Origin of the sequence: Streptosporangium sp. NPDC050855 (assembly GCF_044456585.1) — a bacterium.
Taxonomy (GTDB): Bacteria; Actinomycetota; Actinomycetes; order Streptosporangiales; family Streptosporangiaceae; genus Streptosporangium; species Streptosporangium longisporum.
Genome location: NZ_JBITFY010000002.1, coordinates 550,639 through 562,311, shown reverse-complemented (window position 1 = coordinate 562,311; position 11,673 = coordinate 550,639). Strand labels below are relative to the sequence as shown.

Genomic DNA, 11,673 nt, shown 5'->3' with positions numbered 1-11,673 from the left:
GTGTTTCGGCGAGCGGGGGGGAGAGCGGGGGACGTCTGTGAAGCCTGCGACGTACGGTGCCGGTGGGATCAACTTCAGCGATGTGGGTCATCATGTCAACTCCTGGCCACCTCCCGCACTACTGAATGCCCTTTTGCCGAGAAATACACATGACGATCTAGCTCGGCAAAGCAGGGAAGACAGGCCGGTTAAGTCGGGCATAGGCTGACCCGGGCGGGATCATGGGGACGGTTGTGACAGGGGAACCGCAATCCTGTCGAAAAAGAGGTTGCGCATGATCACATTCAATGGTGTCACCAAGCGCTACGCCGACGGGACCGTCGCCGTGGACGATCTGAACCTTGAGGTGCCCACCGGAGAGATGACCGTCTTCGTCGGACCCTCGGGGTGCGGCAAGACCACGTCCCTCCGAATGATCAACAGAATGATCGACCCGAGCGGCGGGCGGATCCTGCTGGACGGCGTGGACGTCACGACGATCGACCCGCCCACGCTGCGGCGCGGTATCGGCTACGTCATCCAGCAGGCCGGGCTCTTCCCGCACCGCAAGATCGTGGACAACGTGGCGACGGTGCCCCTGCTGCTCGGCTGGGACAGGAAGAAGGCCCGCGCCCGGGCGATGGAGCTGCTGGAGAGGGTCGGGCTCGACCCCAAGATGGCGGGACGCTACCCCTTCCAGCTCTCCGGCGGGCAGCAGCAGCGCGTCGGCGTGGCCCGCGCGCTCGCCGCCGACCCGCCCGTGCTGCTGATGGACGAGCCGTTCAGCGCGGTCGACCCGATCGTGCGCACCAGCCTTCAGGACGAGCTGCTCCGGCTCCAGGCGGAGCTGAACAAGACCATCGTGTTCGTCACGCACGACATCGACGAGGCCATGAAGCTCGGCGACCGGGTGGCCGTGCTCCGCGTCGGCGGGCGGCTGGCCCAGCTCGACGACCCCGCGACCCTGCTGGCCAGGCCCGCCGACGACTTCGTCCGCGAGTTCCTCGGCCGGGACCGGGGCATCCGGCGGCTCTCCTTCATCTCCGACGAGGGGGTGGGGCTGCGCACCGACCTGCTGGTCCCGGCCTCCACCGACGTCGCCTCGGCCCGCGCCTCCGGCGAGGAGTGGCTGGCCGTGGTGGACGAGAGGGAACGGCCGCTGGGCTGGGTCGCGACCGGGGACCTGCCCGCGTCCGGCACCCTCGCCGACCTGGAACTCGCGCCGTACGGGACGTACGTCAGCGGGCGGGACTCGCTGCGCGGCGCGCTGGACGCGACGCTGCTGTCCCCCTCGGGCAACGCGGTCGCGGTGGACGGCTCGGGCAGGGCGGTGGGCGTCGCCACCCGCCGGTCACTGGACGAGGCGCTGACCGAGGTCGCGGCGGGCGCGGGCTCGCCCGCGAAGGGCGCCGGTGGTCGGGGAGGCGTCGATGGATGAGGAGCCGCTGGTCCGCTGGGACTGGATCGGGCGCAACTGGCCCACGATCCAGGAGCTCCTCGCCGACCACGTCGTGATGGCGTTGGTGCCGGTCCTCGTCGGGCTGCTCATCGCGCTCCCGCTCGGGCTGGCCGGGGTCCGCTGGCGGTGGCTCTACCAGCCGACCGTCGGCCTGATGAACGTGATCTACTCGCTGCCCTCGCTGGCGGTCTTCATCGTGCTCATCCCGCTGACCGGCCTGGCGACCCGGCTGACCGTCATGGTCCCGCTCACCTTCTACGCCATGGCGGTGCTGATCCCCGCGGTCGTGGACGGCCTGGGCTCGGTCCCCGACCACGTGCGCCAGTCCGCGGTGGCCATGGGCTTCACCCCGCTGCGCAGGCTGCTGCAGGTGGAGCTGCCGATCGCGGTGCCGGTCGTGCTGGCCGGGCTGCGGGTGGCCACGGTCGCCGGCGTCAGCCTGGTCAGCGTCGGCGCGCTGGTCGGCAGGGGCGGGCTCGGCTACCTGTTCATCGACGGCTGGCAGCGGCAGTTCTACACCCCGATCGTCGTCGGCATCGTGCTGGTCGTCGTGCTCGCCGGGATCGCGGACCTGCTGCTGATCCTGGCGCAGCGCCTGCTCACCCCGTGGTCGCGGGCAAGGAGGTCCGCGTGAACTGGCTGCTCGAATTCTTCGGCGACCCGGCCACCTGGTCGGGGCCCGACGGGATCCCGGCCCGGCTGCTGGAGCACTTGGAGTTCGCCGGGCTCTCGCTGCTGCTGGCCACGCTGATCGCACTCCCGCTGGGACTGCTGATCGGCCACACCGGCAGGGGCGCCGTGCTGGTGGTCTTCGCCGCCAACGCGGCCCGCGCCCTGCCCACGCTCGGCCTGCTGGTCCTCATCGTGCTGCTCATGGGAGTCGGGACGATCCTGCCGGTGCTGATCCCGCTGGTGGCGCTGGCCGTCCCGCCCATCCTGGTCAACACCTACGAGGGCATCCGCGGGGTCGACCCCGAGCTGCGCGACGCCGCGTACGGGATGGGGCTCAAGGGCGGGCAGGTGCTCGGGCGGGTACTGGTGCCGGTCGCGCTGCCGCTCATCCTGCTGGGGCTGCGGCTGGCCGCGATCCAGGTGGTGGCGACCGCGACCGTGGCCGCGTACGTGGGCCTGGGCGGCCTGGGACGGTTCATCATCGACGGCCTGGCCACCAAGAACTTCCCGAGCACGATCGGCGGGGCGGTCCTCGTAGCGCTGCTGGCGCTTCTCGTCCAGCTCGGGTTCACTCTGGTTCAGCGCGTGACGGTCTCCCCGGGGGTGAGCGAGCGCCAGACCATCCGATAGTCTCCTATACCCTCCGCTTTGGAAGGGAATAGCACGATGAAGCGCCTGATCAGCACCGCGGCGGTCCTGTTGTCCGCGGCGCTCACACTTACCGCATGCGGCGGCGGAGATCCGCTCACCAGCGCCTCCCCGGCGCCCGCCGGATCCGGATCTGCCTCCGCGCCCGCAGCCGGGGGGAAGGTCGTCATCGGTTCGGCGAACTTCCCGGAGAACGTCCTGCTGGCCGAGATCTACTCCCAGGCCCTGGAGGCCAAGGGCGTCCAGGTCGAGGAGAAGCTCAACATCGGCAGCCGCGAGGTCCTGTACGACCAGGTCAAGAGCGGCGGCCTGACCGTCCTGCCGGAGTACATCGGCTCGCTGCTGGCGTTCGTCGACAAGAGCACCACGGCCAAGTCCAAGGACGAGGTCGTGGCCGGCCTGAAGGAGAAGCTGCCGGCCGAGCTGGAGGTGCTGACCCCGGCCGCGGCCGAGGACAACAACTCGCTGACGGTCACCAAGGAGACCGCCACCAAGAACGGCCTGACCACGATCGAGGACCTGGTGAAGGTCTCCAAGACCTTCTCGGTGGGCGGTCCCCCGGAGTTCCAGAGCCGCCAGGAGAAGAACTTCAAGGACACCTACGGCCTGGAGTTCAAGGAGTGGAAGAAGACCGGTGACGCCACCGCCGACGCCATCAAGGACGGCACCGTCCAGGTCGGCAACGTCTTCACCACCGACCCGAAGATCATCGTCAACGACCTGGTCTCCCTCCAGGACACCAAGAGCGCCTTCGCCGCCGAGAACATCGCCCCGCTGGTCAACAAGGCGGGCGTGAACGACACGGTGCGCACCACGCTCGACGCGGTCTCGGCCAAGCTCGACACCCCCGGCCTGGTCGCGCTGATGAAGCGCGTCGCGGTGGACAAGGACGACGCGGCCACGGTCGCCAAGGACTGGCTCACCCAGAACGGCCTGCTGTAGCGGTGACGCGCTCCGCGTGACGGTCTCGACGGAAGGCGGGTGGACCTCCACCCGCCTTCCGTCGTTCCCGGCGTGGAATCACGGGGGACCGCCGTCCCGGGGAGCGGGTGTCTCCACGGGCGGTCCCGCCCTCACGAAGACGGCGTCGTCCTGTCCGCCTTCTCCTTCCCCTTCGCGGGGGTCGGCGTCGTCGTCGGCATCGTCGGTGTCGTCGGTGTCGTCGGTGTCGCTCGGCTCCGTCTACGCCTTCGCCGGGACGGCGTCGTCCCACAGGCGGGTGCCGTGGGCGCCGACGAGAGCGCCGACGCGGGCGAGGACGTCGGCGGCGGGCAGCGGGTCGAGGCGGCGGCCGCCGCGCAGGCGCAGGGTGACCTCGCCGACGGCGGCCTCGCGCGCGCCGATGACGACCTGGTACGGCACGAGCCTGGCCTCCCGTACGCGGGCGCCCAGGCTGCCGCGTTCCGGACCGGCGATCTCCGCCCGCAGGTCCAGGCCGGCGCATCGCCGGGCGAGCGCCTCGGCGTCCGGCAGCTCGGCCTCGGAGACCGGCAGGATCACCAGCTGGACGGGGGCGAGCCAGGCCGGGAAGGCGCCGCCGTGCTGCTCGATGAGGTGGGCGACGGCCCGCTCCACGCTGCCGACGACGCTGCGGTGGACCATGACCGGCCGGTGCTTCGCGCCGTCCGCGCCGATGTAGTGCAGGTCGAACCGTTCGGGCTGGTGGAAGTCGACCTGGACGGTGGACAGGGTGGACTCCCGGCCCGCGCCGTCGGCGACCTGGACGTCGATCTTGGGCCCGTAGAACGCGGCCTCTCCCTCGGCGGTCTCGTAGGGCAGGCCGGAGCGGTCGAGGACCTCGGTCAGCAGGGCGGTGGAGCGCCGCCACATCTCCGGGCCGGCGACGTACTTCCCTCCGGGGCCGGGCAGGGAGAGCCGGTATCGGGCCCGGGTGATCCCGAGCGCCTCGTACGCCCGGCGGATCATCTCCAGGGCCCCGCGCGCCTCGTCGGCGACCTGGTCAGGGGTGCAGAAGATGTGCGCGTCGTTGAGCTGGATGGCCCGCACCCTGGTCAGCCCGCCGAGCACGCCCGAGAGCTCCGAGCGGTACATGCCGCCCAGCTCGGCCATGCGCAGCGGCAGCTCACGGTAACTGTGCGAGCGGGAGCGGTAGATCAGCGCGTGGTGCGGGCACAGGCTCGGCCGCAGGACGACCTGCTCGGCTCCCAGCTCCATGGGCGGGAACATGTCGTCGGAGTAGTGCGACCAGTGCCCGGAGATCTCGTACAGCTCCCGTTTGCCCAGCACGGGCGAGTACACGTGCCGGTATCCGGCCCTGCGCTCGGCGGCGCGGACGTACTCCTCCAGGGCGTGCCGTACGGCCGCGCCGTCGGGCAGCCAGTAGGGCAGACCCGCGCCGATCAGCGGGTCGGTGTCGAACAGCTCCAGCTCGCGGCCGAGCCTGCGGTGGTCGTGCATGGCGGTCTCCTCGCGTACATCGGGCGAGTGATCCCACGACGAAGCCCCGGGGCACTCGCCCCGGGGCTTCGGACAGAACATCGGTCAGCGCGCCGGGACACTCTCCGGCGTCGTCGTCATGGCGGCGCGCTTCATGCCGGAAACGGTAGCAGAGACGCCGCGACGTCCACGAGGACGTTTCCCGGCGGAGGTCCGCCCGGACACGGTGGGGCGAGCGGCCGACCGGCTCCGGGATGATGGGGGCATGAACCACTTCGTCGAGGCCATGGCCCAGGTGGTGACCGGTGTGACGGTCGTCACGGTGAAGGACGACCGCGACGACGTGGGGGTCACGGTCGCCACCTTCACCTCGGTCTCGCTGGATCCACCGCTGGTGATGGTGAGCCTGGACAACGAGGGGTACCCCAACGAGCTGCTGCTGCGGCAGGACCGCTGGGCCGCCAGCGTGCTGTCGGCGGGGCAGAAGGCGATCGCCAGCCGGTTCTCCACGGCGGGACGGCCGGGGGCACGGCTGCTGCTCGCGGGGACCCCGCACCACCGGGGGAGGCTGAGCGAGGCCCTGGTGGTGGACGGGGGCGTCGCCGCGCTGGAGGCCGAGACGGTCACGGTCGTCCCGGCCGGGGACCACACGCTCTTCATCGCGAAGGTGCTCGGGGTCGACTACGTCGACGCGTCGGTCACGCCGCTCTCCCGCTACCGGGGCCGCTACCGCTGACGGCCCGGTGTCCCGGAGCGGCCGCGGTACGGCCACGGGTCACCCGTGGCCGTACCGCGGCCGTCGTCCGGCCGTCGCCGGTGCGCGACCGGGGGTCAGCGGATCGTCCACCAGCCCGGCAGCATCAGCGGGCCGTACGACGGCAGGCCCAGCTCGCCGGCCAGGTGGGCGATCGGGCCCCACGCCTCCAGGCGGACCTGGGCCAGGGCCGCGGCCTTGTCCTCGCTGGACTCCGCGGGACGCAGCCGCTCCAGCGGGCTCAGCTTCGGGTAGGCGCGCACCGGCGCGTCCACGGGCAGCCCGGCCTTCTTGCGGGCCAGGGACAGGGCGTCCTCCAGGCCGCCGAGCTCGTCGACCAGGCCCCGCTCCAGGGCGTCGGCCCCGGTCCAGACCCGGCCCTTGGCCAGCTCGTGGGCGCGTTCGCGGGACAGGCCGCGGCCCTCGGCGACCTTGTTCACGAAGTCGTCGTAGACCCGGTCGAGCCAGGCGTTGATCCGCGCCCACTGCGCCTCGGAGAAGCCCTTGGTGGAGGAGAGCATGCCGGAGTTGGTGCCCTCGCCGACGGTCTCGGAGGAGACGCCGATCTTCTCCAGCAGCCCGCTGATGACCGCCTTGCCGCCGAAGACGCCGATGGAGCCGGTGAGCGTGCCCGGCTGGGCCACGATCGCGTCGGCCGCCATCGAGACCATGTAGCCACCGGAGGCGGCCAGGTCCCCCATGGAGATCACGATGGGCTTGCCCGCCTTGCGGGTGAGCACGACCTCGCGCCAGATGGCGTCGGAGGCCGTGTACGAGCCACCGGGGCTGTCGACGCGGAAGACGACGGCCTTGACGTTGTCGTCGCGGCGGGCCGCGCGCAGGGCGGCGCAGATGGTGTCGGACCCCATCGCGCCACCGCCCCCGAGCGGGCTGCGGCCGCTGCGGCCGAGCCGGATCGCGCCGCTGCCGTGGACCAGCGCGACGGTCTGCTCGCCGGGGTGGGGGAGCTTCCTGGCGGTCAGCGCCTTGGCGTAGCGGCCGACGTACTGCAGGATCGCGTCCTCGCCGACGGCGCTCTTGACCTCGTCGTAGACCTCGTCGCGGTAGGCCATCCGGTCGACGAGCCCGGCCTCCAGGGCCTCGGCGCCGATGAACGGGCCCTGGTCGATGAGCTCGCGCACCCTGACCGCGTCGATGCCGCGTCCCTCGGCGATGCCCGCGACGACCTGCTCGGTGACCGACTCGGTGATGCGGCTCATCGACTCGCGGTGGGCCTCGGTCATGTGGTCCTGGGTGAAGGTGTTGGCGGCCGTCTTGTACTCGTGCCGCTGGCCCACCTGGTACTCGACGCCGAGCTTGCCCAGCGCTCCCCGCAGGAAGCGCTGCTCCATCGCCACGCCGGTGAGCCCGACGTCGCCCGAGGGCTGCAGGTAGACCCGCTCGAAGCCGCTGGCCAGGTAGTAGGGGACGGTGCCCGCGCCGAGCTCGCCGAAGCTCTCGGCGAAGGCGACGGTCAGCTTGCCGGCGTCCCGGAAGTACTTCACCGCCTGGCGGAGTTCCTGGACGACGGCCAGCCCCGGCGACTGGGTGCCGATCTTCACGATCAGCGCCTTGACCCGGTCGTCCTTCCTGGCCCGCTTCAGGCCGGAGAGCACGTCGGTCAGGCTGGTCTTGCGCATCGCCATGATCGCGCTGAGCGGATCGGAGGGAGGACCGTCGGTGAGGCCCTCGGTGAGGTCGAGCTCAAGCACCAGCGGAGCGGTACGTCGCTGCCGGAACCGCTCGACGGAATCGATGATCACCTTGGTCGCGTCCATGCTCTTCACCCTAAGCGACACATACCGGGCTTACGCGGCCAGGCGGCGGCGACCTGTGAGGCGGTGGGCTCAGGCGGGCCTGCGGGCGTTCACCTGCTTCCTCAGCAGCGAGGTGGACGCGGCCGGGGCGGAGCCCTTCAGGCGCTGCCTCTCCACCGAGGTCAGCACGGCCTTCAGGGTGGCCTTCCCCTTGATCGTGGTGGTGAGGTTCACCGCGCCGTTCGCCCAGTTCAGCCAGGAGGCGAGCAGCTCTCGCTCCATCACGGCCCGCGCGGTCCTCTTCGCCGGGACGAGCACCCGGTACGCGGCCGCCGGGCCGGAGGCGCGGGTGATCTCGGGGAAGACCTTGCTGGCCTTGCCCACCAGGCCGAGGTAACAGCCGAGCGTCGCGTCCGGGATCCTTCCCTTGCCCCGGCCCATCTCGGCCGCCCACTGCGCGGCCGTCAGCGTCCTCGTCGTCCCCGGGGTCCCTGCGGTCCCTGCGGTCCCCGTGGACCTGCCGCGGGTGCACACCGCCGGCGCTCCCGCCGACGCCCCGGGCGGGGGGACGGTCACGGTCACGGTGATCGTCACCGTCGGCAGCGGGATCGGGCTGGGCGCCGGGTCGTCCGGCGTGGTCGTCGGGGAGGGACCCGAGCTCGGCTCCGGGCTGGGGTCGGTGCCGGGGTCGTCGGCGGGAGGGTCGGACGGGGGGTCGCCGGGGCCGCCCGGGTCGTCGGCGGCGGGCGGGGGCGGGGTGACGGGGGAGCCGGGGGTGCCCCCGGCGAGCGCGGCGTTCAGGTCGAGGCGCGGGGTGGTCACCGTGCCGTGGACGATCGGCCTGCCCGACCTGGTGAGCACCTCGGCCAGCGCGTCCGGGGTCCCCGGGGCCTTCTGGGCCGCCAGCGCCAGTGCGCCGGTGACGAACGGGGTGGACATCGAGGTGCCGCTGTAGACCTGGTGGCCGCCGCCCGGCACCGCGGACTCGATCTCCAGGCCGGGGGCGAACAGGTCGAGCACGGAGCCGTGGTTGGACCACGGGGGAACGCCGTCGTCGTCGCCCGTCGCGCCCACGGTCACCGCTCCGGAGAAGCAGCCGGGCGCCCCGGCTCCGGCGACGCCCTCGTTCCCGGCCGCGGCCACGACGGCCACGCCCTTGGCGCGCAGGTCGTCGACGCGGCCTTTCATCGCGCTCAGCTCGGGCTCGGCGTCGCACGCCCCCTCGTACAGGCCGCCGCCGAGGCTCATGTTCACCGCGGCGACGTTCCTGCCGCCTTCCTTGAGCCTCGCGACGTGCTCCAGGGCGAGCAGGATCGTGGACTCGAAGGCGGTCAGGCAGGCCGCGCCGGTGCCGTCGCAGTCGTCGACCCTGCTGAAGACCTGGAGCGCCACGATGTCGGCGTCCGGCGCGACGGCGTGGGCGATACCGGCCACGTGGGTTCCGTGGTCGCACAGGTTGACCTGGCCGTCCACGCAGGCGGGGGTCTCGGCGTCGGCGGATCCGAGATCGCTGGTCTGCCCGTTGGGGCACAGGGACCGGGCGCCGTCGTCGGTGGCGGAGAAGCAGGCCTGCTCCACGACCTTGCCCCCGAAGTCGGGGTGGTCGGCGTCGATCCCGGTGTCGATGATCGCGATCGTCTGGCCCTGTCCCCGGGTACCGGCGGCGTGCGCCCTGTCCGCGCCGATCAGCTGGAGGCTGGAGGCCAGCGTGGCCGCGGCGGAGGCCGACGCGAGGGAGGTGCGCGAGCCCGGGGAGACGGCGGAGACGGCGGAGTAGGTGCGGTCGCGCCGGATGGAGCGGACGCGCGGGTCCTCGGCCAGCCGCTCCAGGGACTCACCGGTGGCCTCGACCACGATGAACGAGGTGTCCGCCGGTTCCAGGACGACCTCGGAGTCGGGCAGCGACCGTGCCTGGCCGGCCACCGGGGCCGCCTCGGCGGGAGCGGCCAGCTCGACGATGACCCGGGTCCCGTCGTCGTCGCCGGCCGGCCCGTCGCCGGCCAGCCCGGCCTCCAGCTTCGGCAGGGCGGCAGGGGGGCCGCCGTCGGAGGGGGTCTCGGCGGGCGGGGCGGTGGTGCCCGTCGTCCCGCCGTCCGGGGGTGTCACGGGTGGCGGGGAGGTCGCGCTCGCCGACGCGGCCGGAGGGGCCGGTGTGCCGTCGGCGAGGGCGGGCACCGCCGGAGCGACGCTGAGGATCATCGCCATGGCCACGAGAGCTCGAAGTCGCACGCGTCCTCCGGGGGGATGAAACAGGCGATTCGGAGTCTAAGCAGACGTATGTCCCGCGTGAATACCTTGCCGTGAATTGAGAGGATCTTCGGAGAAAAGCTCGACCCTCCGCGGCGTGACGCGCACGGAGGGTCGAGTGGTCGGAATGTTACTTGAGCCCGTTGGCGATCGCGGTGATGAGTTCGCCGTTGGTGGTGTCGCCGCTGGTCTCCCAGAAGAACGCACCGCCCAGACCCTGGTTCTTGGCGTAGGTCATCTTCCCGGCGATGGTGGCGGGGGTGTCATAGCTCCACCAGTTGCCGTTGCAGAAGGCGTACGCCGTGCCGCCGACGGTGCCGGTGGGCGGGCACTTGGTCTTGAGGACCTTGTAGTCGTCGATCCCGGCCTCGTAGGTGCCCTGGGCCGCGCCGGTGGCGCTGCCGCCCGGAGCCGCCTGGGTCACGCCGGTCCAGCCGCGGCCGTAGAAGCCGATGCCCAGCAGCAGCTTGCTGGCCGGGATGCCCTTGGCCTTGAACTTCTGGATCGCCGCGTCGGAGTTGAAGCCGGCCTGGGGGATGCCGGGATAGGAGGTGAGCGGGGAGTGCGGAGCGGTCGGACCCTGAGCGTTGAACGCGCCGAAGTAGTCGTACGTCATCGGCATGAGCCAGTTCAGGTCGTTGATGGCCCCGGCGTAGTCGGCGGCGTCGATCTTGCCGCCGTTGGAGCCGTCGGCCGTGGTGGCCGCGGTGATCAGGGCGCTGGAACCGAACTTGGAGCGCAGCGCGGAGATGATGTTCTTGAACGCCGCCGGACCGCTGTTGTCACAGGTCAGGCCACAGGCGTTGGGGTACTCCCAGTCGATGTCGATGCCGTCGAACACGTCGGCCCAGCGCGGGTCCTCGACCAGGTTGTAGCAGGAGTCGGCGAACGCGGCCGGGTTCTGCGCGGCCTGGGTGAAGCCACCGGACCAGGTCCAGCCGCCGAAGGACCAGATGACCTTGATGTTCGGGTAGGCCTTCTTCAGCTTGCGCAGCTGGTTGAAGTTGCCGCGCAGCGGCTGGTCCCAGGTGTCGGCCACGCCGTCGACGCTCTGGTCGGCGGTGTAGGCCTTGTCGTAGTCGGCGTAGGAGTCGCCGATCGTGCACCTGCCGCCGGTGGTGTTGCCGAAGGCGTACAGGATGTGCGTCAGCTTCTCCGCGGAGCCGTTGGTGACCAGGTTCTTCACGTGGAAGTTACGGCCGTAGACGCCCCACTGGGTGAAGTAACCGACGATCTTCTTGCCGCCGGGCGGCTGGACGGTCGGGGTGACCGTCGGGGTCGGGGTCGGCGTCGGGGTCACCGTGGGGGTGACCGTCGGCGTCGGGGTGGGGGTCGGGTCGGTGGTCCCGCCGCCGCTGCAGGGGGCGCCGTTGAGCTTGCAGTTCAGCACGCCGGAGATTCCGCCTCCGGTGCCGTTGAAGCCGAAGCTCGTCGAGGCGCCCGCGGCCAGGGCGCCGTTCCACGCCTTGTTGACGAAGGTGTAGTGGTTACCGCTCTTCGTCAGGTCCGCGTCCCAGGCCGAGCCGATGGACGTGCCGGAGGGGAGGTCGAACTCCACCTTCCAGCTCGTCAGCGCGCTCGTCCCCGCCTTCACGACGACCTTGCCCTCGAAGCCGGAGCCCCAGTTCGAGGAGGTCGAGTAGGTCGCGGTGGCGGGTGTGGCGGCCGTCGCGGTGCCGATTCCCAGTGGAACCAGCAGCGCAGCCGCCGCGATGAAGGAGCCGATGGTGATTCGTCGCAAGGGTCGCTCCAGGTCAGAG

9 protein-coding genes are annotated in these 11,673 nt (G+C 71.5%); 5 read left to right on the top strand and 4 right to left on the bottom strand.

The window, feature by feature from the left end:
• Nucleotides 1-274: 274 nt before the first annotated feature.
• Genes ACIBCT_RS07640 through ACIBCT_RS07625 form a run of 4 tightly spaced genes read left to right on the top strand, consistent with a single transcriptional unit; the run spans nt 275 to nt 3,700 of the window.
• Nucleotides 275-1,417 (top strand): ABC transporter ATP-binding protein, encoded by a 1,143-nt coding sequence (locus ACIBCT_RS07640; RefSeq protein ID WP_399186570.1) that lies wholly within the window; start codon nt 275-277, stop codon nt 1,415-1,417.
• The gene (locus tag ACIBCT_RS07635) at nt 1,410-2,072 is read left to right on the top strand and encodes an ABC transporter permease (protein ID WP_399186569.1); all 663 of its coding nucleotides are present in this window, start codon (nt 1,410-1,412) and stop codon (nt 2,070-2,072) included. The genes ACIBCT_RS07640 and ACIBCT_RS07635 overlap by 8 nt, the downstream gene beginning before the upstream one ends.
• Nucleotides 2,069-2,740, top strand: coding sequence for an ABC transporter permease (locus tag ACIBCT_RS07630; protein WP_399186568.1), 672 nt, complete (start codon nt 2,069-2,071; stop codon nt 2,738-2,740). The genes ACIBCT_RS07635 and ACIBCT_RS07630 overlap by 4 nt, the downstream gene beginning before the upstream one ends.
• A 36-nt stretch (nt 2,741-2,776) precedes the next feature.
• Complete coding sequence (locus ACIBCT_RS07625) at nt 2,777-3,700, top strand: glycine betaine ABC transporter substrate-binding protein (RefSeq protein WP_399186567.1); 924 nt, start codon at nt 2,777-2,779, stop codon at nt 3,698-3,700.
• A 240-nt stretch (nt 3,701-3,940) separates the two neighbouring features.
• Here ACIBCT_RS07625 and thrS read toward each other — a convergent pair whose 3' ends face one another.
• On the bottom strand, nt 3,941-5,257 hold the full coding sequence (gene thrS / locus ACIBCT_RS07620) for a threonine--tRNA ligase (protein ID WP_399186566.1): 1,317 nt from the start codon (nt 5,255-5,257) through the stop codon (nt 3,941-3,943).
• Between the two features lie 163 nt (nt 5,258-5,420).
• On the opposite strand from thrS, the gene ACIBCT_RS07615 reads away from it, so the two are divergent.
• Entirely contained in the window at nt 5,421-5,891 is a 471-nt protein-coding gene (locus ACIBCT_RS07615) for a flavin reductase family protein (protein ID WP_399186565.1), read from the top strand.
• Nucleotides 5,892-5,986: 95 nt separating this feature from the next.
• Here the strand turns inward: ACIBCT_RS07615 and sppA are convergent, their stop codons facing one another.
• The 3 genes from sppA to ACIBCT_RS07600 form a co-directional block, all read right to left on the bottom strand.
• Nucleotides 5,987-7,687: a signal peptide peptidase SppA gene (gene sppA, locus ACIBCT_RS07610; protein ID WP_399186564.1), complete on the bottom strand. Its 1,701-nt coding sequence runs from the start codon at nt 7,685-7,687 to the stop codon at nt 5,987-5,989.
• 69 nt (nt 7,688-7,756) lie between these two features.
• Nucleotides 7,757-9,895 carry a S8 family peptidase gene (locus tag ACIBCT_RS07605; protein ID WP_399186563.1) on the bottom strand — a complete coding sequence of 713 codons (2,139 nt, stop codon included), beginning with the start codon at nt 9,893-9,895 and terminating at the stop codon, nt 7,757-7,759.
• Nucleotides 9,896-10,043: 148 nt separating this feature from the next.
• Nucleotides 10,044-11,654, bottom strand: coding sequence for a glycosyl hydrolase family 18 protein (locus ACIBCT_RS07600; protein WP_399186562.1), 1,611 nt, complete (start codon nt 11,652-11,654; stop codon nt 10,044-10,046).
• Between the last annotated feature and the right edge of the window lie 19 nt (nt 11,655-11,673).

Coding starts and splice junctions, on each gene's coding strand:
- ACIBCT_RS07640 (WP_399186570.1), top strand. CDS start 275: ATGATCACATTCAATGGTGTCACCAAGCGCTACGCCGACGGGACCGTC.
- ACIBCT_RS07635 (WP_399186569.1), top strand. CDS start 1,410: ATGGATGAGGAGCCGCTGGTCCGCTGGGACTGGATCGGGCGCAACTGG.
- ACIBCT_RS07625 (WP_399186567.1), top strand. CDS start 2,777: ATGAAGCGCCTGATCAGCACCGCGGCGGTCCTGTTGTCCGCGGCGCTC.
- thrS (WP_399186566.1), bottom strand. CDS start 5,257: ATGTTCTGTCCGAAGCCCCGGGGCGAGTGCCCCGGGGCTTCGTCGTGG.
- ACIBCT_RS07615 (WP_399186565.1), top strand. CDS start 5,421: ATGAACCACTTCGTCGAGGCCATGGCCCAGGTGGTGACCGGTGTGACG.
- sppA (WP_399186564.1), bottom strand. CDS start 7,687: ATGGACGCGACCAAGGTGATCATCGATTCCGTCGAGCGGTTCCGGCAG.